Below are 23,360 nucleotides of genomic sequence, written 5' to 3' on the forward strand. Positions count from 1 at the left end.
AGGGAATGTGTAGTGGCAATAGTTACTCGGCTCCGACTTCAGAACCTTCTAGATTAAGACTTAGCTTATCGTTCGTGCTAGTCTCTTCTTCATCATCCAATTCTCGCATTTCAATCTCATTCTCATTTTCGTTGAGAATTTTGACATCCATACCCAAACTTTGCAATTCTTTGATTAGAACTTTGAATGACTCAGGAACGCCTGGTTCAGGAACATTCTCGCCTTTAACGATGGATTCGTATGTTTTCACACGACCAACGACATCATCGGATTTGACTGTAAGGATTTCTTGTAGGGTATATGCAGCACCATAAGCTTCAAGTGCCCATACTTCCATCTCCCCGAAACGCTGTCCACCAAACTGAGCTTTACCACCCAGCGGCTGTTGCGTAACCAAAGAGTAAGGACCTGTAGAACGAGCATGGATTTTATCATCAACCATGTGTGCCAGCTTGATCATGTGCATGACACCAACAGTTACTTCACGTTCAAATTCTTCACCGGTTCTACCATCGTAAAGGATAGTTTTACCATTACGTTGCATACCTGCTTCTTCCATCGTATCAAATACATCGTACTCTTTTGCTCCATCAAATACTGGTGTAGCAACATGAATACCCAGTTTCATCGAAGCCATACCTAAATGGACTTCAAGAATCTGACCGATGTTCATACGGGAAGGTACACCTAGTGGGTTCAATACAACTTGTACTGGAGTACCATCAGGCATAAACGGCATATCTTCTTCTGGCAAAATACGTGCTACAACACCTTTGTTACCATGTCGTCCCGCCATTTTATCGCCTTCAGAGATTTTACGTTTTTGAGCAATGTACGCACGTACCAAGTGATTAACACCCGGTGGCAACTCATCGCCATTTTCTCTAGTGAACACTTTAACGTCTACAACAATACCATCTGTACCATGCGGTACACGAAGACTAGTGTCGCGAACTTCACGAGCTTTTTCACCAAAGATAGCATGCAGAAGGCGTTCTTCAGCAGTTAGTTCAGTTACACCTTTAGGCGTTACTTTACCAACAAGAATATCACCAGCAGCAATTTCAGCACCGATACGAATAATTCCGCGTTCGTCAAGGTTTTTAAGTGCTTCTTCACCAACGTTAGGAATATCACGTGTGATTTCTTCAGGTCCAAGTTTAGTGTCACGAGCTTCAGATTCGTATTCCTCGATATGAATCGAAGTGTATACATCTTCTTTAACAAGTTTTTCACTCAATAGGATCGCATCTTCATAGTTGTAACCTTCCCAAGTCATGAAGGCAACGACTACGTTACGTCCTAATGCAATCTCGCCCATCTCAGTCGAAGGACCATCAGCAAGGATATCTCCTTTTTTGATGTAATCGCCTGTTTTAACGATTGGACGTTGATTGATACAAGTTCCCTGATTCGATCTCATAAATTTGTGTAATTTATGTTTAATAAGATCGCCTTTTACTTCTTTGCCATCTACGACTTCAATACGACGTACTGTAATCTCGTTAGCAGTAGAGCGTTCAACGATTCCATCATGTTTACTTACGATACAAACGCCTGAATCTTTAGCTGCTTTGTGCTCCATACCTGTACCAACTAGTGGCGCTTTAGGAATAAGCAAAGGAACAGCCTGACGCTGCATGTTAGAACCCATCAATGCACGGTTGGAGTCATCATTTTCCAAGAAAGGAATCAATGCTGTTGCTACAGACACAACCTGTTTAGGAGATACGTCCATATAATCAACACGTTCATTTGGCATTGGCAAAATGTTATCCGCTTGTTTGTTATAACGAACGATAACCATTTCTTCAGCGAAAGATCCGTCTTCATTCAATGCTGCATTCGCCTGAGCGACAACATAGTTATCTTCTTCATCAGCAGTCAAATAATCAATTTGATCTGTAACACGGTTTGTCTTCGGATCTACACGACGGTATGGAGCTTCAATAAAGCCATACTCATTAATACGTGCAAATGTAGACAAGGAGTTAATCAAACCGATATTCGGTCCCTCTGGAGTCTCGATCGGACACATACGGCCATAGTGACTGTGATGGACGTCACGAACTTCAAAGCCTGCGCGTTCACGAGTCAAACCGCCGGGTCCCAAAGCAGATAAACGACGTTTATGCGTCAATTCACCTAATGGGTTCGTTTGGTCCATAAACTGTGAAAGCTGGGAGCTACCGAAGAACTCTTTGATCGATGCAATAACAGGACGTATATTGATCAAAGCTTGTGGTGTAATGACGTTAGCATCTTGAATAGACATTCTTTCACGAACCACACGTTCCATACGGGACAAACCGATACGGAATTGGTTTTGTAAAAGCTCACCTACAGAACGCAGACGACGGTTACCCAAGTGATCGATATCATCTGTATCGCCAATACCGTTCAACAAGTTCAAGAAATAACTGATTGAAGCGATAATATCAGCTGGAGTAATATTTTTAACTGTTTTATCAATAATTCCGTTCGCAATCAAAGTAACGACTTTACCATCTTCGATTGGAGAGAATACATTGATGCTTTGCATTGGGATATCATTATCATCCAATACGCCGCCAGCCACATGATATGTTTTATGATTCAAATCGCCTTCCAAATACGGCATAATTTCGTCTAAAAGACGACGGTCTACCATTTGTCCAGCTTCAGCAATAATTTCGCCTGTATCCGTATCAATAAGCGTCTCAGCCAAACGTTGGTTGAATAGACGGTTTTTGATGTGGAGTTTTTTGTTGATTTTGTAACGACCTACGTTAGCAAGGTCATAGCGTTTTGGATCAAAGAAACGTGCTACTAACAAGCTTTTCGCATTGTCGAGAGTTGGTGGCTCACCTGGACGCAAACGCTCATAAATTTCAATCAGCGCTTTGTCAGTGGAATCCGTGTTATCTTTATCTAAAGTATTGCGGATATATTCATCATTACCAAGTAGGTCTAAGATTTCAGCATCTGTACCGAATCCAAGTGCCCGTAGTAGTACCGTAACTGGAATCTTACGAGTACGGTCAATACGAACATAAATGATATCCTTAGCATCCATTTCAAGTTCAAGCCATGCGCCACGGTTAGGAATAACTGTAGCAGTATATGATGTTTTACCATTCTTATCGACTTTAGTGCTGAAATAGACGCTGGGAGAGCGAACCAACTGGCTGACAATAACCCGTTCTGCACCATTAATAACAAAGGTACCGGTTTCCGTCATCAACGGGAAATCACCCATAAATACTTCCTGCTCTTTGACTTCACCCGTTTCTTTGTTGATGAGACGGACTTTTACCCGAAGTGGAGCAGAATAAGTAACGTCACGCTCTTTTGCGTCGTCTACTGTATATTTCGGCTCACCAAGGCTGTAATCGATGAACTCAAGAACCAAATTGCCTGTAAAATCTTGGATTGGCGAGATATCGTGAAACATTTCGCGCAAACCTTCTTCCAAAAACCACTGATATGATTTTTGTTGGATTTCGATCAGGTTAGGTACTTCAAGAACTTCGTTAATTCGTGCATAACTTCGCCGAGTGCGTCGACCATATTGAACAAGATGTCCTGCCAACTTAAACTCACCCCTTAATGTCTACTCGCTTAAAAATTTCATTGCGAACTACTGTTTGGATCACGTATAATAGGTGCATACATAGAAGTTCACATCCATTAAATAGAGAAAAGCCCTTATCGAATGCTTTCGAAAAAAGAGCAGCATCAGCTATCAACGCATGTGATTACACATTTGAATGCTGTATAACGGTTGAAATTGACCGAAATACCCCTTAATATACGATTATAGACAATACTAAACACCTTCGTGGATGAATAATTTTCATGATTATTTCAGAAAACTAAAGCCAAGAAGGGCATCTTAATACTGACATTTTGTAATCATACCACGTTCAGAACTTCGAGTCAATGATCCTAAAGCAACTTTTATTTTGTCGCTTTAAAAATCCGATAGCCTTTATCCTTTGTTACTTCCTCTACCTTTTCAAACAACTCTTCTAATTTAGCTTTGGCTGAAGGTGCACCTTGCTTCTTCTGAATCACAATCCACAATGTGCCATTTGTATTCAAATGTTCAAAAGCCTCTTCAAAAATAGTATGAACTGTTGATTTACCTGCACGAATAGGTGGATTGGTTAGAATCACATCAAACATCTTCCCTTTGACTGAACTAAACAAATCACTTTCCAAAATAGTTACGTTTGTGATCCCATTCAACTTTGCATTTTCTTTTGCTAATTGAACAGCTCTTTCGTTTACATCAATCATTGTCACATGACCTTTAGCAGCAAGATAAGCAGCTGATAACCCCATAGGTCCATACCCGCAACCTACATCTAACACTTGAGCATCTTCATGAATATCCATCGCCTCAATCAATACACGACTTCCATAATCAATACCTGTTTTAGAAAAAACACCAGCATCGCTTGTAAAACGAAATACTTTACCTCGCAAGGTTGCTTCCAGGACTCGCCGATCGTGTGCCGCTCCTGGCTGATTGGAATAATAATGGTCTCCCATATTCTCCGCTCCCTCTTTTCAAGCTGATCTACAAAACAAACCCCTTGAACGAATTCAAGGGGTTTGCCGAAAATAAGAGAAAAACTCTTATTTTACTTCTACAGATGCGCCAGCTGCTTCTAATTTTTCTTTGATAGAATCAGCTTCTTCTTTAGCAACGTTTTCTTTGATTGCTTTAGGAGCGTTATCTACTACTTCTTTAGCTTCTTTCAAGCCAAGACCAGTGATTTCGCGTACTGCTTTGATTACGTTGATTTTAGATCCGCCAGCAGAAGTCAAGATAACTTCGAATTCTGTTTGCTCAGCAGCAGCTTCTCCGCCACCAGCGCCACCAGCAGCAGCTACAGGAGCAGCAGCAGTTACGCCGAATTCTTCTTCAATTGCTTTTACAAGATCGTTTAATTCAAGAACTGTCATGCCTTTGATGGCTTCAAGGATTTGTTCGTTACTCATTTGTAAACCCTCCATATAATGGTTTTATTTTTAAATCAATTTTAGCTGATCACACAGCCATCGTTATATCTGTTAAACAAATGTAACGGTTGAGCAAAAAGCTTACGCGCTTTGCTCTTCTTTTTCTGCAACAGCTTTGACAGCCAGTGCAAAACCGCGCATTGGTGCTTGAAGCACGCTGAGAAGCATAGACAACAAACCTTCGCGTGATGGCAATTCTGCCAACGCTTTGATTTCTTCAGCTCCAACAATACGTCCTTCAACCACTCCACCTTTTAATTGAAGAGCATCGTTTTTCTTAGCGAAGTCATTCAAAATTTTAGCTGGAGCAATTGCATCATCTTTACTGAAAGCAATAGCAGTAGGACCGGTAAGAATTTCATTCAAACCAGCAAGATCAGCAGATTCAGTAGCACGACGAACCAATGTATTTTTCAATACTTGGAATTCAACTCCAGCTTCACGTAATTGCTTACGTAATTCTGTAACTTGAGCTACGTTTAGACCACGATAGTCAGCTACAACTGTAGTTGTGCTTTCGCGCAATTTACTTGCTACAACTTCTACCGCTTCTTGTTTTGCTTGGATTACTTTTGCGTTTGCCAAATTGGACACCTCCTGATCGTATTCTAGCTTTTCTCTGTTTCCGTAGAAGTCAGAAGAAAAGACTTTCCTACACGGACATTAAAAAAAGCCCCCGCAGAATGACGAAGGCTTGATTGAGCGGAACCGAGACGCAGACTAATCTGCGCTCCCAAGTATCCGGTATTCTATCATAACACCTCGGTAGGAAATTAAGCCTGTTACAGCACCTACTGTCTACGGTTAAACATATTCAAATGTAAATGCAAGTACAAAGTTCAAGCATTTTCACAACTTTTACATAATATCAAGTATATTGACTATTGTCAACAACTAATTATCTGTAAGTAGAAGCGTTGATGCGTGCGCTTGGTCCCATTGTCGAAGAAATCGCAATGTTTTTAAGGTAAACACCTTTTGCAGCAGCAGGTTTAGCACGGTTAAGAGCTTCAACAAGTGCAGAAAGATTATCATTCAATTGCTCAGAACTGAAAGATACTTTACCGATAGGAGCGTGAATTTGTCCTGCTTTGTCTAGACGGTATTCGATTTTACCAGCTTTGATTTCTTGAACAGCTTTGGTAACGTCGAATGTTACTGTGCCGGCTTTAGGGTTAGGCATAAGACCTTTACCACCAAGCAAACGACCCAATTTACCAACTTCGCTCATCATGTCAGGCGTAGCTACGCAGACATCAAATTCGAACCATCCTTGTTGGATTTTGTTAATCATATCTTGATCGCCTACGAAATCAGCTCCAGCAGCTTCTGCTTCTTTTGCTTTTTCTCCTTTAGCGAATACCAAGACACGTTGAGTTTTACCAGTACCGTGTGGCAATACAACTACACCACGAACAGCTTGGTCTTGTTTACGTGGGTCTACGCCCAAACGTACTGCTGCTTCAACAGTTTCGTCGAATTTTGCAGTAGATGCCTTTTTCACTAGTTCAACAGCTTCTGAAGGCTCGTAAGTTGCTTCGCTATCAATAAGCTTAACAGCTTCTAAATATTTTTTACCGTGTTTAGCCATTTTATATTCCTCCTTTGTGGTATTAGCGGATATTCCTCCCACAACTACTGGGTTCATAAATGAACTCAGTACTGAGACTATTCACTACAAGAGTGAATTAGTCTTCGATCGTGATACCCATGCTACGTGCTGTACCTTCAACCATCAACATCGCCGCTTCTACGGACGCTGCATTCAAGTCAGGCATTTTTTGTTCTGCAATTTCACGAACTGCGGAACGTTTAACAACTGCAACTTTTTTCTTGTTAGGTTCGCCAGATCCTTTTTCGATCTTAGCAGCAACTTTCAAAAGAACTGCAGCCGGTGGAGTTTTAGTGATGAAAGTGAAAGAACGATCTTCAAACACTGTGATTTCAACCGGAATGATCAAACCTGCTTGATCAGCTGTACGAGCGTTGAATTCTTTACAGAATGCCATGATGTTGACACCTGCTTGACCCAATGCCGGACCTACTGGAGGAGCCGGATTCGCTTTACCCGCTGGAATTTGCAGTTTCACCATTTTGATTACCTTTTTAGCCATGTAAAACACCTCCTTGCGAATAGTGGTAGACGGACATTGCTGCCCTCCCACGCAAAACGCCGCATTATATGAAAATCGTAATCCTCATATAATTACGGTAAAACTGGAAGCACTGATCAGGAGCCATTGTGATACAAGATCATCAACGATTCCCCGTGTCATCCTAGAAACCTACTATATCTTTTCCACTTGAGTATAATCTAGCTCAAGCGGGGTTTCCCGTCCGAACATGTTAACATGTACTCTCAGCTTGCTCTTTTCAACCAAAATTTCTTCCACGGAGCCAACAAAGTTCGCAAACGGTCCAACTTTAATGCGTACAGATTCTTTAACGTCGAATTCAATAGTTTCCTTCGGCTCATCCATACCCATGTGTTTGAGAATTTGTTCTACTTCTTCTGGTAATAATGCGGTTGGCTTAGAGCCAGCACCTGTTGAACCGACAAAGCCAGTTACACCAGGAGTATTACGCACAACATACCAAGAATCGTCAGTTTGAACCATTTCGACAAGAACATAACCGGGGTAAACTTTACGCATAACGGTTTTTTTCTTACCGTCTTTGTTTACCACTTCTTCTTCCATAGGAACAAGAACGCGGAAAATTTTGTCTTCCATGCCCATAGACTCAACGCGTTTTTCTAAATTGGCTTTGACTTTGTTCTCATACCCTGAATAGGTATGAACGACGTACCATCTTTTTTCCATATCAAGCCACCTGGAACCCTTCTTAAATTATCGCTTCGATCACAGCGGAAATGCCGATGTCTAGAACCCAAAAATAAATGGCGACAAACAAAATCGTACCAATAACGATAAGAGTATAGTTAGTCAGCTCTTTACGATTAGGCCAGCGAACCTTTTTAAGTTCAGCCCAGCTTTCGGAGAAAAAGGAAAACACAGACTTGAAGCTTCGTGCCACGACTACACCTCCAAAAGACTATCTGGTTACATGATGAGAATCACAAGTTCTGGAACTAGTGCATTCCGCATCCCATGCGGTCAGGGTGGTTACACTTGCTTTAAATGCATTAATTTTGCAATATAACAAAGATTGACACATTTAAGAGCAGGCGAAATTAGGCCTACCTAAAACACTTTATCATAGCGCTCCAACCCTGTCAACGAATAAAGCACAACGACCAACAAATATTTTCCATTCATAGGGTTACTATTTGAATACATCATTTGGAAAATAAAAAAGACTCCAGAGTAAGAGTCTTTACTTGATTGCTTCCGGATTCAATTATCACGTACTTCGAGATAGCGTTCCAGTTTACGTTTGACACGTTGTAGTGCATTATCAATAGACTTGACATGACGACAAAGATCAACAGCAATTTCCTGATACGAACGACCATCCAGATAGAGCATTAGAACTTTTCGTTCTAAATCGCTCAAAATCTCAGACATCTTATCTTCCAATCCTACGAACTCTTCCTTGTTAATGACTAGCTCTTCGGGATCAGATACCTGAGAACCGCAAATGACATCAAGCAGGGTACGATCAGAATCTTCATCATAGATTGGTTTGTCTAGTGACACATACGAATTGAGCGGAATATGCTTTTGCCGTGTTGCCGTCTTAATAGCTGTAATAATCTGACGAGTAATGCATAATTCAGCAAAGGCTTTGAACGAAGAAAGTTTATCACCTTTAAAGTCACGAATCGACTTGTACAGGCCAATCATACCTTCTTGCACAATATCCTCGCGATCTGCACCAATCAAAAAGTAAGATCGGGCTTTCGCACGCACAAAATTTTTGTACTTGGTAATCAAGTACTCTAGTGCCTGAGAATCGCCTTGCCGGACGGCTTCTACAAGATCTTCATCACTTTGGTAATCGTACGGTGACACCATCATATCTTTGAGGTCGACACTCACAAACAATCCCTCCGGTTGCAACGCAAGGTCTCCGTTACCCTATGAAATATAGCCCAAGTATATATTATGTAACCTCACATCGTCAACAACTTATGTCGTATTTACCGCTTATTTGCGCATATTCATCGCTATTTAGCAATAAATAGAACGCAGGTTCGTAAGTAAGCTGTCATTTGACTGACAACTTACTCTCCTCTGCGCCACTTTTCAAACAGATCACGTTGTTTCGAGTTTAATTTACCATCTAATGTATTGCGGGCTCCAGTTTGCTTATGATCTGTAATTTTCTGTTCTACTTCTCGTTCACTCAGTTGAACTTCTATCAACAGTTCTCTTGCCGACACCCTTAGTGCACCTTGTCCAAAAATAACGTGTTGTTCAGTCATATCGCTAGTTGCCACATAAATTTGTCTGCGTTTACGTCCAAGCTCACGCACAAACCGTTCTATTGCTTCATCGGCTGTTTCTTTTTCTTTGGTAAAATACACTTCTACTTTACCTTGATTAAATGACTTGCCAAGACCAATCACCCGGTACGCATCAAATACAGCAATCACTCGTCGATCTGAAAAAGCTTGGTAATTAGCTAATCGTTTTAATAAATGATCGCGAGCTTCTTCCAAACCGATTTCGGAAAGCTGAGCCAGTTCAGGCCAAGCTCCGATCATGTTGTAGCCATCTACTAGAAGCACATCCCGTAAATCGGTCATCGCATTTAACCTTGACCTAAAGATTGTCTGCGACGCAACACTTCATACATTACTACGCCTGCTGCTACAGAAGCATTCAGTGAATTGATTTGCCCTTGCATCGGTAGCTTGATTAATACATCGCACTTCTCACGAATTAATCTGCCCATCCCTTTGCCTTCGTTACCAATCACCACAGCAACAGGTCCTGTAAATACATCGGTATCATATAGGCTACTCTCTGTATCAACATCTGTTCCTACTACCCATACACCTTGTTCTTTCAAACGATCGATCGTTTGCCCCAAATTAGTAACTCGTGCTACAGGCACGTACTCTACTGCGCCGGCTGATGTTTTGGATACTGTAGCTGTAATAGAAGCAGAGCGACGCTTAGGTACAATCACTCCATGTACACCTGTACAATCTGCCGTACGGAGAATAGAACCTAGATTATGAGGATCTTCAATTTCATCTAGCAAAATCAAAAATGGTGCTTCATTTTTGTCTTTGGCTGCTTGAAGAAGATCTTCTACTTCTGCATATTCATAAGGAGCTGCTTGAGCAATTACGCCTTGATGTTGTACATCAGGTACAAGTGTATCTAATTTGCGCTTATCTACTAACTGTACAACGATTCCTTTTTTCTTAGCTTCAGTCAGGATAGGTTGTGTTAGATTTTTTTGCGATCCTTCTGCAATCCAAATTTTATTAATACTTCGTCCGGCACGTAAAGCTTCTGTTACTGAATGCTTACCGGCAATATACTCTTCTTCCATACTGTTTCCTCCTAATGTTGTATACATCCGTATCAGGACTGTTTTTCCAGATGACGGATTCCTTCAGTGATCAATTGCTCCATACGTGCATGTTCACCTTTATAATATAGATAACCCAAAAGACACTCCCATGCTGTCGCATACCGATAATCAATCACACTGGCATTTTTAGGAATTGTACCTGATTTGGCATTTCGCCCCTGACGTACGACATTGCTTTCAGTTTCAGTTAACGTTGGTTCTAGATGTGCCAGTATTTTGGCTTGCGCGCCCGCCGATACAAAGCTTGTTGAAGCGCGATGTAAATGATGCGGACGCAAGTTTTTGCCAGATAACAGATATTGTCTTATCGCTACTTCATGAATAGCATCGCCCATATAAGCTAGAGCTAGTGGTGGAAGCTGTTCTATCGGTTTCGACGGATCGAAGCTAAACCAACCTTCATTACTTTTAGATTGAGCTGAATTCAATGATTCTTCACTCATTTGCGGCGCCATCTCATGCCTTGTGGAGTATCCTCCAACATGATCCCTTGCGCAGATAATAAGTCGCGAATCTCATCCGCACGTGCCCAATTTTTATTTTGACGAGCTTCTACACGCTCTGTAATTAACTGATCAATATCAGCATCTACCAATTCTTCTTCTTGCCAGAAAATACGTAGCACTTCATTCATTTCATTAAACAATTCTAGCAATGCTTCAAGCGCAGCTTTGGCAACTACTTCTTTTTGCAATAATAAATTAGCTTCATTCACCCATTCGAAAATAGCTGTAATCGCATCCGGTGTGTTGAAATCATCTTGCATTTTCTCATGGAATAACTGGCGAATTTCTGTCAAACGCTTAGCTAGACTTGCTTCTACTAGTGAAGCTTGATCCGAAGCAGATAAGCGATGTTTTACATTATTTACAGCATTCGCAATACGATCAACACTGTTTTCAGCTTGTTGGATTGTATCTGCATTGTAATTCAATGGATTACGGTAATGCGTAGATAACATAAAGTAACGAATCGCTGCTGGTTTGTGTGCTTTACGCAAATCTTTTACCAAAATACCGTTACCTAATGATTTGGACATTTTCTCATCGTCTATACGAATAAATCCATTGTGCATCCAGTAATTTGAAAGTGGCTTGCCTGTAACTGCTTCAGATTGAGCGCATTCGCACTCGTGATGCGGGAACTGTAAGTCTTGTCCGCCACCATGAATATCAAGTGTATCTCCCAAATAATGACGTGCCATTGCAGAGCACTCGATATGCCAGCCCGGTCTACCTGCTCCCCATGGACTTTCCCAGGATACTTCACCTGGCTTAGCAGCTTTCCATAATACAAAGTCTTCTGGATTTTCTTTGCGTTTATCCACTTCAACTCGGATCCCGAATTGTAACTCATCTAGCTTCTGATGCGATAATTTACCATAGTCTGCAAATTTACGAGTACGGAAATAAACATCGCCCTCTTTGGCATATGCATAATCTTTATCCACAAGACTCTGAATAAATTCTAAAATGATATCCATATTCTCAGTCACTCGAGGATGCATGGTGGCATGACGAATGCCTAATCCTTCTAAATCTTCAAAGTACGCAGCAATAAAACGTTCTGCTACATCCGCTACTGTTGTGTTTAGCTCTTCTGCTTTGCGAATCAATTTATCATCTACGTCTGTAAAGTTAACTACATAATTCACTTTGTACTGCTGATTTTCCAAATAGCTACGTACAACATCGAAAAAGATCATCGGTCTTGCATTGCCAATATGGATATAGTCATATACGGTAGGTCCGCATACATACATTTTAATTTCTCCTGGTGTCATACTAACAAACTCTTCTTTCATACGGCTCATCGTGTTATATATTTGCAATGCCATACTGTCATCCCTTTCGTATATGGTGCTCTAGTACTTATCGAATTCTTTGCAGAAGTAAAAATCATTCTTTTTTGATCTCTGCTTCACAGGTAGCTAACTGTTTGCGTAATTGATCAATCTCGGATTGTAATTCATTGAGTTTGCTTGTAATAGGGTCTGGCATTTGATGTCTTAAACGATCAGCAGGTTTTCCATTTTGACGGACGATTTTGCCTGGAATTCCTACCACAGTGCTGTCTGGAGGAACTTCACGAAGAACGACCGAATTAGAACCGATATTACTTTGATCGCCTACTTTAAAAGAACCCAGAATCTTAGCGCCTGATCCTATGACCACATTGTTGCCAATCGTAGGATGACGTTTGCCTTTTTCTTTTCCTGTTCCACCTAATGTGACTCCTTGATAGATCAATACATCATTACCGATCTCACACGTTTCCCCTATGACTACACCCATACCATGATCAATAAATAATCTTTCTCCAATCGTAGCACCTGGATGAATCTCAATCCCTGTCATAAAGCGACTACATTGTGACAGTGTACGTGCGACTGTAAACCAACCTCGACGATAAAAAGCATGAGCTATCCGATGCCACCAAATCGCGTGTAATCCGGAATACGTAAAAATCACTTCAAACCAGCTACGTGCTGCTGGATCATTGTCAAAAACAGCTTGTATATCAGATCGCATATTTTTCAGCATTACGTTTCCCCTTTAACTTGCGCTTCATTAAAAAACGCCCCCACAGCCCCTTAGGAGGCTGCAGAGGCGTGAATTGACGCGGTTCCACTCTGCTTGAGCTTGTCTTTTATCCGCTTTTGTAAAAAGACGAATACATATACAGACGAACTCTACTTATCATGTTCCTTAACGAGGAACGACCGGTATACTTTACTTCATCGTTTGCTATCTTTTCATCAATACGGATAAAAGATGGCAAATATGGTTCAAATATACAGCTCACAGGTGCATATTCAAATGTTTGTAAATAGATGATTTCCAGCCAACATTAGATAATAGTATTATCTAACCCGATCATCGTCTCTGGGATTTACAATATCATTTTACTTTTCCTGATCATCGCTATTTATAGGTATACAACAATTATTCTCAGGTCATCATTATAACGAACTCTATGCGATTAGACAATACAGTCTGTTCACCATTTAGCCTTTTATTTGAGAAGCTAGACGTTCAATTACACGATCACGTCCTAAAAGGTAGATCGTATGGTTAAGATCACGTCCATGCATTTCCCCTGTTAATGCTACACGAATCGGCATAAATAGCTGTTTGCCTTTAAATCCTGTTTCTTTTTGTACTTCTTTGATCAATGCTGCTGCACGAGTAGGACTGAACTCTTCGGAAGCTTTGATTTTTTCCAATAGCGCACTAAGCACTGTACTTACATGCTCTTCTCCCACAATCACTTGAGCTTCATGATCCATTTGCAAATGACTGCGGAAAAACACTTCAGATAACTCAACAATATCTGAAGCAGAAGTCATCTGTTCCTGATACAATGCCACAAGATCATGTGCCCATTGTTGCTGTTCTTCACTTAGTTCTGCTGGCAAACGTCCTGCTTTTTGTAAATGAGGAATAGCCAGTGCTGTGATACGGTCGGTATCTGCATTTTTGATATACAGATTGTTCAAATGAGACAATTTGTGTGTATCAAATACAGCCGGACTTTTCGATAGACGCTTAGCATCAAAGATTTTAGTCAATTCTTCGCGAGAGAAAATTTCTTCTTCGCCTTCTGGAGACCAACCTAGCAAAGCAATAAAGTTGAACATTGCTTCTGGCAAATAACCCAAATTATCATATTGCTCGATAAATTGAATAATCGACTCATCACGTTTACTTAATTTTTTGTGATTCTCATTCACGATTAAAGTCATATGTCCGAAAATAGGAGCTTCCCAATTCAAAGCTTCATAGATCATCAATTGACGTGGTGTGTTGGAAATATGATCTTCTCCACGTAAAACATGAGAGATTTTCATCAAATGGTCATCTACAGCTACAGCAAAGTTATACGTAGGAATGCCGTCTTTTTTAACGATAACGAAATCGCCTGTATCTTCAGTTGTAAATGAAATTTCACCTTTAACGATATCGTTGAATGTAAATGTTTTGTTTTCAGGTACACGGAAACGAATACTTGCAACTCTACCTTCTGCTTCAAAAGCAGCACGTTGTTCGTCTGTTAGATCACGATGTTTACCAGAGTAACGAGGATTCTCTCCACGTGCAATTTGTTCTTCACGTTCTTGCTCTAGCTCTTCTTCTGTGCAATAACATTTGTATGCCAGACCACGATCTAGCAGGTCTTGCCAGTATTCACGATAGATATCAAGACGTTCTGTCTGACGATAAGGGCCATATTCGCCCCCTACATCAATACTTTCGTCCCAGTTCATGCCTAACCATTTCAAATACGTCAGCTGGCTTTCTTCGCCACCTTCGATATTACGTTTGATATCTGTATCTTCAATTCTTATAATAAATTTGCCGCCTTGACTGCGAGCAAATAAATAGTTGAATAATGCTGTACGTGCATTTCCGATGTGTAAATGTCCTGTTGGACTTGGTGCATACCGTACTCGAATTTCGTTAGTCATTTGTTATTTCCTCCTTCAATCTATTGCAACTCATATTTATTATGATTCTTTGATTAAGCATACCACTGCTTGTGCAGCAATACCTTCGCCACGACCTGCAAATCCAAGTTGTTCTGTCGTTGTCGCTTTGACATTCACTTGGTCAATTTCCGCTTCCAAAGCTTTTGCAATGATTTCTACCATCTGCGGAATATATGGAGCCATTTTAGGTTTTTGAGCAATAATGGTTGCGTCGATATTTCCCAAACGATATCCTCGTTCACGAATAAGCACCCATACATGGTTAAGCAATTTCAAGCTATCTGCATCTTTAAATTCAGGATCAGTATCTGGAAAATGCTTACCGATATCTCCCATTGCTAATGCACCTAATACAGCATCTGTAATCGCATGTAATAACACATCTGCATCAGAATGACCTAACAATCCCTTTTCATAAGGAAGTGTAACTCCTCCGATAATACAATCTCTTCCTTCTACAAGCTGGTGTACATCGAATCCTTGTCCAATACGAATCATTCTATTTTCTCTCCCCTACGTTGCAATACATACGACGCATAATCCAGATCATCTGGTGTGGTGATTTTGATATTTTCGTAACTGCCTTCTACCACAGCTACCGTCACACCCATTCGCTCGATCAGCATCGAATCGTCTGTACCGCGAAAATTCTCATCTTGTGCTTGTTGGTGTGCTTGCTGAAGATCGGCACTACGAAACGTTTGCGGTGTCTGAATGGCCCATAACTGACTACGATCCGGTGTATTTACGATATGCTTCTGTTGATCCACCTGCTTGATCGTATCTTTGACCGGTACAGCTAAGACAGATGCTCCTGAAGTCACTGCACTATGATAACAGTTCATAATCTGCTCTTCTGTTATAAAAGGGCGTACGCCATCATGCACCATAATCCAATCAGAGTGTATAAACTGTAGACCATTAGCAACAGATTCCTGACGGTCGTAACCTCCAACCACCACTTTTTTCACTTTGGTCAGTCCATACTCTTTGATCCAATCCTCACAACGCTGTACATCGTCTTTACCTGTTACCATTACAATCTCATCAATAATTGATGAATGTTCAAAGACTTCCAGTGTATGTATCAGGATCGGCTTATTTTGCAGCCTTAGATATTGTTTGCTCTCTGTTGTGCCCATCCGTGAACCTTTACCCGCGGCAACAACTATCACACCCGCTTTATTTTCCATAATCCCCATCCTTAGCCTACTGTCCTGCACTTTTAATCCTATCAAAGTGCCAAACTCCATTCCTTAATAATATACCCGTCTATAGGTACAGCACAACAATTAAAAGGAATTGTCTCTGAATCGTAGCTTATTCAGAACGATGTAACTTGGCAAAAACCATTTTTCCATTCGCTGTTTGTAATACACTGGTCACGATCACTTCACATTCTTGTCCGATATAGGGGTGGCTATCTTCTACCACAATCATTGTTCCATCATCCAGATAAGCGATACCTTGCCCTGCTTCTTTACCAGATTTGATAATCGCTGTTGTTACAATTTGTCCTGCACGCAGAATAGGCTTCATAATCGAAGCAAGGGTATTCAGATTCAACACGTGGATATGCTGGAGATGACCCAGTTGTTGTAGATTGCTATCGTTAGTAATTAAGGTAGCCGATGTGTCCAAAGCCAATCGAAGCAACTTGTTATCTGTAGGCTCTGTCTCTGGGTATTGGGTATTTTGGATAATGACTTCTACCTGTTCTAGTTGTTGCAAATGAGCGATCACTTCAAGTCCTCTTTTTCCTCGATGACGACGTAACGTATCTGAAGAATCTGCAAGCAATTGTAGTTCATGTAATATAAAATCCGGTACAAATACTGAGCCCTCTATAAATCCATCCTGACATAATTCTATAATTCTTCCGTCTATCGCTATATTGCTATCGATTATTTTGTTCATCGAAGATGGTACTGGTTCGGCAAGAGATTTATGTTTCCAAAAAGAAAGAATATCTTCGCTTTTGGTAATTCCTATTCGCAATCCAACATAACCTAAAATGGTCATCAAAATCGCTCGAATAATCTCTCCTATACTTCCTAGCCATAACATAATAAATGAACTAAGTAATCCAAGCAGTAAACCTATCGCAAGCCCACTCGTTCCTGTAATCATTAACGAGATCGGTACAGTTAATAAATGGTTTTTGGTGCATTCTACAAAATGCACTAATTTACGTACACTAAGTACAGCAACAGCCAACATAATTACGATAACGGCGAGACTAATCCATAGTTCTTTCATACCTTCTTGTTCTTCAATCCAACCTTTTGGAAATCCTATTAATTGTTGCCACATGCTTGTAATCTCCTTACATAATCTATTTTTCCCATGAAAAAAAGCATTCATTTCCCGGGAAGTAGAGAAATAAATGCTTTTAAGCATAACATGTGCTGTAACGGTTTATCGAAGCGATTCTTTTTCTTTTTTAGAACGACGACGTATCAGACGATCTATACTTTGCTTCACGCCTAACAATGCATATAAAGCTAACGGTACAAAAATCAATTTGGATACCTGATTAGGAAACATGACTGCGATAAATACAGCAGCAATAATCACCCAAGGAGCTAACCATAAAGCTTTACGTGGAATACCTGCTTTTTTAAAATTAGGATAGCGTACACGACTTACCATCAAATACGACAATAAAATAGTACTTATAATCATATACGGTGTAGTCACATCATTATGAAATAAAGACAAGGTAGCTAGTACACCACCAGCTGCTGGGATAGGTAATCCTGTAAAATAACCAGGAACTCCCGCACGTACATTAAATCTTGCTAGACGAAGTGCTCCACACATAGGAAAAATTAAAGATGCCGAAATCGCTAATACCGGATTTAATTCTTTAAATGCTATATCGTACATAATGATAATAGGTGCTACACCAAAAGAAACTAGATCAGACAATGAATCCAATTCTTTTCCAAACTCACTTTGCGCATTAAGTGCGCGTGCCATACGACCATCCAGACCGTCCATCAACATCGCTATTATAATCATAATGGCGGCAAGACTGTAATTATCATTCAGTGCCATTAGAATAGCTACCATTCCAAGACATAAGTTAAATAGTGTACAAATGTTTGGAATTGACTTTGTTATCATTTTTTCACCTCAAAGATGGATATATTAACCAGTTCATCTCACGATTGTAGCTAAATTAAATTTGTCTGTCAATGAATACTTGATCTTGGATACGATGCAAACCTGCTCGAATCGTCCGCGCGCGTACTTCACCGATACCTTCTACTTCATCCAGATCATCAATACTAGCGGCAATCACATGATGCAATGCTCCAAACCGTTCAACCAAATTATGGATAATTACATTAGGCAAACGTGGAATTTTACTAAGTACACGATATCCTTTAGAAGCAATCACTTCTTCAGATTGAGCCGCTGCTGTTGGATATCCCAACAACTTAATAATCTGAGTAATATCTAACAATTCATTTTCAGTAGTTCGTTTAAGACTGTTTGTAATTTCGTTGAGACGTTCTTCGCTAGTATCCCGACCATAGTCTTTTAACAATAATACAAACTCTTCTTCTGTATTTCCGATCAGTTCTTCCATTTGCATCGTAATCAAGCGACCTTCAACACCTAATTCGTTGACATAGCGGCGAATCTCTGTCTGAATACGCAAGACCATTTCTACGCGTTGAACCACACCTGCAACTTCGGTAATCGTAACTAACTGTTCAAATTCAGATGCAGTCAAATTCGTGAAAGATTGACTCAATACAGCCCGGTACCGTTCTAACGTCTGAATCGCTTGATTGGCTTTTGTCAAAATAACACCAATTTCTTTTAGTGCATATCTAAGATTACCCTGATATAGCGTAATAATATTCCGACGCTGTGAAATTGAAATAACAAGTTCTCCGGTTTGCTTGGCTACACGTTCTGCTGTACGATGTCGAATCCCTGTTTCTGACGATGAGATCGAAGAGTCAGGAATCAACTGCGTATTCGCATATAAAATACGTTTTAGATCATCACTTAAAATGATCGCTCCATCCATTTTACCAAGTTCATACAAGTAGTTTGGTGAAAAATCACAGTCAATTGAGAATCCTCCATCGACAACTTCTCTAACTTGCGGGCTATAACCAACCACAATCAATGCTCCTGTTTTGGCACGCAATACATTTTCCAAGCCATCTCGAAAAGCAGTGCCAGGTGCAACCATCTTCAACAAATTATTCATCTTCTCAAGCTGACCGAGTTCTTTCATCATCTTGTCCCCCTAATCTAACGCAGCCTTTAACGCTTCTGCTACCGTATTAACTCCAATTAATTGAATACCTTTAGGATGCTTCCATCCTTTCAGACTTTTTTCTGGTAAAATCACTCGTTTAAATCCTAATTTTGCTGCTTCTTTCACACGCTGCTCTGCGCGAGATACTCCACGAACTTCTCCAGTCAATCCAATTTCTCCAAAGATCACATCATCTGGTTTGGTTGGAGCATCTTTGAAGCTTGAAGCTAAGCTTACAGCAATTGCTAAATCTACCGCAGGTTCATCCAGTTTAACCCCACCGGCTACGTTTAGATAAGCATCTTGATTTTGTAAAAACATCCCCATTCGCTTTTCCAATACAGCAATAATGAGACTCAAGCGATTATGATCTACACCTGTACCCATCCGCCGTGGAGAAGGAAAATGAGTCGCAGCAACAAGAGCTTGTAATTCAACAAGCATAGGACGTGTGCCTTCCATGCTAGCTACAACTGTTGAACCTGCTACTCCTATCGAACGTTCTGATATAAATAATTCTGATGGATTAGAGACTTCGATCAATCCATCTTCATGCATTTCAAAAATACCCATTTCATTTGTTGAGCCAAAGCGGTTTTTGACAGCTCGTAATATGCGGTACGTATGATGACGTTCCCCTTCAAAATAAAGAACACAGTCTACCATATGCTCCAACATTCTTGGGCCTGCAATAGCACCTTCTTTGGTAACATGTCCAACAAGTACTGTAGCGACACCACGAATCTTGGCTACTCTCATAAAGCGTGATGTACATTCCCGTACTTGCGATACACTACCAGGAGCACTTGTGACTTCTGGTTGATAAACCGTCTGTATCGAATCAATCACTAGAAAATGAGGATCTAATTGATCAATCGCTTCCTCGATCAAATCCATATTACTTTCACACAGTACAAATAACTGATCAGATAATGCTCCAAGTCGCTCTGCACGTAACTTGGTCTGCCTTACAGATTCTTCTCCTGATACGTAAAGAACACGTAGCCCTGCTTGTGTTAGTGCATGTGAAGTTTGTAATAACAACGTAGACTTACCAATACCAGGATCTCCACCTACTAATACTAGCGAACCTGGCACTACACCACCACCTAAGACGCGGTTAAGCTCTCCGATACCGGTCTGAATACGCGGTTCTTTCCCGCTTTCAATTTCAGTAATCGCTTGTGGTTTCTGCTTGGTTTGAAATAAAGAAGAATTCATTCCTTGCGTTTTTACGTTGCTTTCTTTTTCTTCCACCATACTATTCCAAGACTGACACCCCGGGCATTTACCATACCATTTTGGAGATTCATATCCACATTCTGTACAAAAAAACTTGGTTTTGACTTTAGCCATGGATAACTCCCTCTATATTGATGTCAACTTATTATAAGCTTAACATTCTATACGTTTTATCGTAAAACAATATTGTAAACTTTACATCTTTGCGCTACATCTTCTCTATTATAACATCAAAAAGGTTGATCCCGGAGCAATTTCTGCTCTTAAGGACCAACCTTTTATTAGACGTAAATTAGATGAAATAAGTTACACTCAGTTAGATGATTTTGCTTCATCTGATTCTGTAGTATCGATAGAAACGTTCTCGACAGGCTCTTCTGTTTTAGCTACTTTCTCTACAGTCAAAGCGCCATCTTTTTCATCGATAATCAGTGTATCACCTTTAACAATACCACCAGTTAGCAATTCTTCAGACAATTTGTCTTCGATATGCTTTTGAATAGCACGACGTAGTGGACGTGCACCATAAGCAGGATCGAATCCTTCTTTAGCCAAGAATGCTTTAGCTGTGTCTGTCAAAGTGAAATCTACAGCATATTCACGTAGACGTTTGCGAAGTTCTTCAGACATCAATGTTACGATCTCAGCAATATGTTTTTGTTCCAATGAGTGGAATACAATCGTATCATCAATCCGGTTCAAGAACTCAGGACGGAAACTACGTTTCAACTCATCTGTTACTTTGCCCTTCATGTTGTTGTAATCTGCTCCTGAATCAACAGCAGCGGTGAATCCAAGTGTAGAATTACGACGAATCGCATCTGCACCAACATTAGAAGTCAAAATAATCAATGTATTACGGAAATCGACAACACGTCCTTTAGAATCAGTAAGACGTCCATCTTCTAGTACTTGTAGTAAAATGTTAAATACTTCTGGGTGAGCTTTTTCAATCTCATCCAATAACACTACAGAATACGGTTTGCGACGTACTTTCTCTGTCAATTGACCGCCTTCTTCATATCCTACATATCCTGGAGGAGCTCCTACTAGACGTGAAGTAGAATGTTTCTCCATGTACTCGGACATATCAATACGGATAATTGCATTTTCATCGCCAAACATAGATTCTGCCAAAGCACGAGCCAATTCTGTTTTACCAACCCCTGTAGGACCTAAGAAGATAAAGGAACCCATAGGACGTTTAGGATCTTTCAATCCAGCACGAGCACGACGAATCGCACGGCTGACAGCAATAACAGCTTCATCTTGACCGATTACGCGTTGATGCAATAGATCTTCCATATTCAACAGACGATCTGTTTCTTCTTCTTTCAATTTCGTTACCGGAATACCTGTCCAGCTAGCTACAATATCAGCAATATCTTCTGGAGTAACTTCGGAATCAGTACGACCTTGTTTTTCTTTCCACTGATTTTTCGTTGTATCTAATTCTTCACGAATTTTTTGTTCTGTATCACGCAAAGCTGCTGCTTTTTCAAATTCTTGACTTTGTACAGCTGCATCTTTCTCTTTACGGATATCTTCTAAACGACTTTCCAATTGTTTAAGATTTGGCGGAATCGTATAAGAGTTCAATCTTACTTTAGATCCTGCTTCATCGATTAAATCAATTGCTTTATCCGGTAAGAAACGATCTGTAATATAACGATCAGACAATTTAACAGCTTGTTCGATAGCTGCATCTGTAATTTTTACACGGTGATGGGCTTCATAACGATCACGCAATCCCATTAAGATCTGAACAGCTTCTTCTGGAGAAGGTTGATCTACAGTAATGGGTTGGAAACGACGTTCTAATGCTGCATCTTTTTCGATATATTTACGGTACTCATCAAGTGTTGTTGCACCGATACATTGTAGTTCACCACGAGCCAATGCAGGTTTCAAAATATTAGAAGCATCAATAGCTCCTTCAGCTCCACCAGCACCGATCAACGTATGCAACTCATCAATAAACAGTACAATGTTACCTGCTTGACGAATCTCATCCATAATTTTTTTCAAACGATCTTCAAACTCACCACGATATTTAGTTCCAGCTACTACAGAACCCATATCCAGTGTCATAACGCGTTTGTCACGCAATGTTTCAGGAATTTCATTGTTGATGATTTTTTGTGCTAATCCTTCAGCGATTGCTGTTTTACCAACCCCTGGTTCACCGATCAACACTGGATTGTTTTTGGTACGACGGCTTAGAACTTGAATCACACGCTCAATTTCTTTACTACGTCCAATAACAGGGTCCAAGTTACTATCTTTAGCAATAGCAGTCAAATCGCGTGCTAGGCTATCTAGCGTAGGCGTACTTACATTTGCTGGTGTACCATGATGACTGGATACTGCCTCATTGCTACCAAGCAATTGCAATACTTGTTGACGTGCTTTGTTTAAGCTAATACCTAGATTATTTAGAACACGAGCTGCTACTCCTTCACCTTCACGAATCAATCCCAATAAAATGTGTTCTGTACCTACATAGGTATGACCCAATTTACGAGCTTCATCCATAGAAAGTTCGATGACTTTTTTAGCACGTGGTGTATAAGCAATATTGGTAGGTTGTTCTTGACCTCTACCGATAAGAGATTCAACTTCATCTTGAATTTTTTCAAGTCCAAGACCTAGACCGATAAGTGCTTTGGCTGCAATGCCTTCACCTTCACGAATCAAACCAAGCAAAATATGCTCTGTACCAATATTATTGTGACCCAAACGAACTGCCTCTTCTTGTGCCAACGCAAGAACCTTTTGCGCACGTTCCGTAAATCTACCAAACATCATATCTAAAGCACCTCC

At 40.4% G+C, this 23,360-nt stretch carries 22 protein-coding genes and 1 other annotated feature; all 22 genes read right to left on the reverse strand.

The window, feature by feature from the left end; translation table 11 throughout:
• Window positions 1-22: 22 nt before the first annotated feature.
• The gene (gene rpoB / locus QE450_RS16450; RefSeq protein ID WP_204827263.1) at window positions 23-3,571 is read right to left on the reverse strand and encodes a DNA-directed RNA polymerase subunit beta; all 3,549 of its coding nucleotides are present in this window, start codon (window positions 3,569-3,571) and stop codon (window positions 23-25) included.
• Between the two features lie 368 nt (window positions 3,572-3,939).
• Window positions 3,940-4,536: a class I SAM-dependent methyltransferase gene (locus QE450_RS16455; RefSeq protein ID WP_307300646.1), complete on the reverse strand. Its 597-nt coding sequence runs from the start codon at window positions 4,534-4,536 to the stop codon at window positions 3,940-3,942.
• An 87-nt stretch (window positions 4,537-4,623) separates the two neighbouring features.
• Window positions 4,624-4,989, reverse strand: a complete 366-nt coding sequence (gene rplL / locus QE450_RS16460) for a 50S ribosomal protein L7/L12 (protein ID WP_273613665.1) — start codon at window positions 4,987-4,989, stop codon at window positions 4,624-4,626.
• A 102-nt stretch (window positions 4,990-5,091) separates the two neighbouring features.
• Window positions 5,092-5,595 carry a 50S ribosomal protein L10 gene (gene rplJ, locus QE450_RS16465; RefSeq protein WP_273613666.1) on the reverse strand — a complete coding sequence of 168 codons (504 nt, stop codon included), beginning with the start codon at window positions 5,593-5,595 and terminating at the stop codon, window positions 5,092-5,094.
• 72 nt (window positions 5,596-5,667) lie between these two features.
• Window positions 5,668-5,832 (reverse strand) — a sequence feature (ribosomal protein L10 leader region).
• Between the two features lie 76 nt (window positions 5,833-5,908).
• Window positions 5,909-6,601: a 50S ribosomal protein L1 gene (gene rplA, locus QE450_RS16470; protein WP_273613667.1), complete on the reverse strand. Its 693-nt coding sequence runs from the start codon at window positions 6,599-6,601 to the stop codon at window positions 5,909-5,911.
• A gap of 97 nt (window positions 6,602-6,698) precedes the next feature.
• Window positions 6,699-7,124 (reverse strand): 50S ribosomal protein L11, encoded by a 426-nt coding sequence (gene rplK / locus QE450_RS16475; protein ID WP_069328341.1) that lies wholly within the window; start codon window positions 7,122-7,124, stop codon window positions 6,699-6,701.
• 174 nt (window positions 7,125-7,298) lie between these two features.
• Window positions 7,299-7,832, reverse strand: a complete 534-nt coding sequence (gene nusG, locus QE450_RS16480) for a transcription termination/antitermination protein NusG (RefSeq protein WP_204827258.1) — start codon at window positions 7,830-7,832, stop codon at window positions 7,299-7,301.
• A 22-nt stretch (window positions 7,833-7,854) separates the two neighbouring features.
• Window positions 7,855-8,046: a preprotein translocase subunit SecE gene (gene secE, locus QE450_RS16485; protein ID WP_069328339.1), complete on the reverse strand. Its 192-nt coding sequence runs from the start codon at window positions 8,044-8,046 to the stop codon at window positions 7,855-7,857.
• Between the two features lie 320 nt (window positions 8,047-8,366).
• Complete coding sequence (gene sigH, locus QE450_RS16490; protein WP_069328338.1) at window positions 8,367-9,011, reverse strand: RNA polymerase sporulation sigma factor SigH; 645 nt, start codon at window positions 9,009-9,011, stop codon at window positions 8,367-8,369.
• 185 nt (window positions 9,012-9,196) lie between these two features.
• Complete coding sequence (locus tag QE450_RS16495; protein WP_273613668.1) at window positions 9,197-9,721, reverse strand: NYN domain-containing protein; 525 nt, start codon at window positions 9,719-9,721, stop codon at window positions 9,197-9,199.
• A 5-nt stretch (window positions 9,722-9,726) separates the two neighbouring features.
• Window positions 9,727-10,479 (reverse strand): 23S rRNA (guanosine(2251)-2'-O)-methyltransferase RlmB, encoded by a 753-nt coding sequence (gene rlmB / locus QE450_RS16500; protein ID WP_274171827.1) that lies wholly within the window; start codon window positions 10,477-10,479, stop codon window positions 9,727-9,729.
• Window positions 10,480-10,511: 32 nt separating this feature from the next.
• Window positions 10,512-10,964, reverse strand: coding sequence for a Mini-ribonuclease 3 (locus QE450_RS16505; protein WP_307300655.1), 453 nt, complete (start codon window positions 10,962-10,964; stop codon window positions 10,512-10,514).
• Window positions 10,961-12,358, reverse strand: coding sequence for a cysteine--tRNA ligase (cysS, locus tag QE450_RS16510; protein ID WP_307300658.1), 1,398 nt, complete (start codon window positions 12,356-12,358; stop codon window positions 10,961-10,963). The genes QE450_RS16505 and cysS overlap by 4 nt, the downstream gene beginning before the upstream one ends.
• A 61-nt stretch (window positions 12,359-12,419) precedes the next feature.
• Window positions 12,420-13,064 (reverse strand): serine O-acetyltransferase, encoded by a 645-nt coding sequence (gene cysE, locus QE450_RS16515; RefSeq protein ID WP_273613672.1) that lies wholly within the window; start codon window positions 13,062-13,064, stop codon window positions 12,420-12,422.
• A 464-nt stretch (window positions 13,065-13,528) separates the two neighbouring features.
• Window positions 13,529-14,989, reverse strand: coding sequence for a glutamate--tRNA ligase (gene gltX / locus QE450_RS16520; RefSeq protein WP_307300661.1), 1,461 nt, complete (start codon window positions 14,987-14,989; stop codon window positions 13,529-13,531).
• A 39-nt stretch (window positions 14,990-15,028) separates the two neighbouring features.
• The gene (gene ispF / locus QE450_RS16525; protein WP_307300663.1) at window positions 15,029-15,508 is read right to left on the reverse strand and encodes a 2-C-methyl-D-erythritol 2,4-cyclodiphosphate synthase; all 480 of its coding nucleotides are present in this window, start codon (window positions 15,506-15,508) and stop codon (window positions 15,029-15,031) included.
• Window positions 15,505-16,203, reverse strand: a complete 699-nt coding sequence (gene ispD, locus QE450_RS16530; RefSeq protein WP_273613675.1) for a 2-C-methyl-D-erythritol 4-phosphate cytidylyltransferase — start codon at window positions 16,201-16,203, stop codon at window positions 15,505-15,507. Before ispD ends, ispF begins: the two co-directional genes overlap by 4 nt.
• 127 nt (window positions 16,204-16,330) lie before the next feature.
• Window positions 16,331-17,323 carry a PIN/TRAM domain-containing protein gene (locus QE450_RS16535; protein WP_307300665.1) on the reverse strand — a complete coding sequence of 331 codons (993 nt, stop codon included), beginning with the start codon at window positions 17,321-17,323 and terminating at the stop codon, window positions 16,331-16,333.
• Window positions 17,324-17,428: 105 nt separating this feature from the next.
• Window positions 17,429-18,139: a CDP-diacylglycerol--serine O-phosphatidyltransferase gene (gene pssA / locus QE450_RS16540; RefSeq protein WP_069328328.1), complete on the reverse strand. Its 711-nt coding sequence runs from the start codon at window positions 18,137-18,139 to the stop codon at window positions 17,429-17,431.
• Window positions 18,140-18,194: 55 nt separating this feature from the next.
• Window positions 18,195-19,271 carry a DNA integrity scanning diadenylate cyclase DisA gene (gene disA, locus QE450_RS16545; protein WP_204827281.1) on the reverse strand — a complete coding sequence of 359 codons (1,077 nt, stop codon included), beginning with the start codon at window positions 19,269-19,271 and terminating at the stop codon, window positions 18,195-18,197.
• 12 nt (window positions 19,272-19,283) lie between these two features.
• A complete protein-coding gene (gene radA / locus QE450_RS16550) occupies window positions 19,284-20,651 on the reverse strand; it encodes a DNA repair protein RadA (protein ID WP_204827247.1) in 1,368 nt (455 codons plus the stop codon).
• Window positions 20,652-20,849: 198 nt separating this feature from the next.
• Window positions 20,850-23,345, reverse strand: a complete 2,496-nt coding sequence (clpC, locus tag QE450_RS16555) for an ATP-dependent protease ATP-binding subunit ClpC (protein ID WP_273613677.1) — start codon at window positions 23,343-23,345, stop codon at window positions 20,850-20,852.
• Between the last annotated feature and the right edge of the window lie 15 nt (window positions 23,346-23,360).

It is taken from the genome of Paenibacillus sp. SORGH_AS_0306, assembly GCF_030819345.1.
GTDB lineage: Bacteria > Bacillota > Bacilli > Paenibacillales > Paenibacillaceae > Saccharibacillus > Saccharibacillus kyungheensis.

What these genes read in the sequence shown, in the direction of transcription:
- QE450_RS16455 (WP_307300646.1), bottom strand. Translation starts at nt 4,536, where the DNA reads ATGGGAGACCATTATTATTCCAATCAGCCAGGAGCGGCACACGATCGG.
- rplL (WP_273613665.1), bottom strand. Translation starts at nt 4,989, where the DNA reads ATGAGTAACGAACAAATCCTTGAAGCCATCAAAGGCATGACAGTTCTT.
- rplA (WP_273613667.1), bottom strand. Translation starts at nt 6,601, where the DNA reads ATGGCTAAACACGGTAAAAAATATTTAGAAGCTGTTAAGCTTATTGAT.
- rplK (WP_069328341.1), bottom strand. Translation starts at nt 7,124, where the DNA reads ATGGCTAAAAAGGTAATCAAAATGGTGAAACTGCAAATTCCAGCGGGT.
- nusG (WP_204827258.1), bottom strand. Translation starts at nt 7,832, where the DNA reads ATGGAAAAAAGATGGTACGTCGTTCATACCTATTCAGGGTATGAGAAC.
- QE450_RS16495 (WP_273613668.1), bottom strand. Translation starts at nt 9,721, where the DNA reads ATGACCGATTTACGGGATGTGCTTCTAGTAGATGGCTACAACATGATC.
- rlmB (WP_274171827.1), bottom strand. Translation starts at nt 10,479, where the DNA reads ATGGAAGAAGAGTATATTGCCGGTAAGCATTCAGTAACAGAAGCTTTA.
- QE450_RS16505 (WP_307300655.1), bottom strand. Translation starts at nt 10,964, where the DNA reads ATGAGTGAAGAATCATTGAATTCAGCTCAATCTAAAAGTAATGAAGGT.
- cysS (WP_307300658.1), bottom strand. Translation starts at nt 12,358, where the DNA reads ATGGCATTGCAAATATATAACACGATGAGCCGTATGAAAGAAGAGTTT.
- cysE (WP_273613672.1), bottom strand. Translation starts at nt 13,064, where the DNA reads ATGCTGAAAAATATGCGATCTGATATACAAGCTGTTTTTGACAATGAT.
- gltX (WP_307300661.1), bottom strand. Translation starts at nt 14,989, where the DNA reads ATGACTAACGAAATTCGAGTACGGTATGCACCAAGTCCAACAGGACAT.
- ispF (WP_307300663.1), bottom strand. Translation starts at nt 15,508, where the DNA reads ATGATTCGTATTGGACAAGGATTCGATGTACACCAGCTTGTAGAAGGA.
- ispD (WP_273613675.1), bottom strand. Translation starts at nt 16,203, where the DNA reads ATGGAAAATAAAGCGGGTGTGATAGTTGTTGCCGCGGGTAAAGGTTCA.
- QE450_RS16535 (WP_307300665.1), bottom strand. Translation starts at nt 17,323, where the DNA reads ATGTGGCAACAATTAATAGGATTTCCAAAAGGTTGGATTGAAGAACAA.
- pssA (WP_069328328.1), bottom strand. Translation starts at nt 18,139, where the DNA reads ATGATAACAAAGTCAATTCCAAACATTTGTACACTATTTAACTTATGT.
- disA (WP_204827281.1), bottom strand. Translation starts at nt 19,271, where the DNA reads ATGAAAGAACTCGGTCAGCTTGAGAAGATGAATAATTTGTTGAAGATG.
- radA (WP_204827247.1), bottom strand. Translation starts at nt 20,651, where the DNA reads ATGGCTAAAGTCAAAACCAAGTTTTTTTGTACAGAATGTGGATATGAA.
- clpC (WP_273613677.1), bottom strand. Translation starts at nt 23,345, where the DNA reads ATGATGTTTGGTAGATTTACGGAACGTGCGCAAAAGGTTCTTGCGTTG.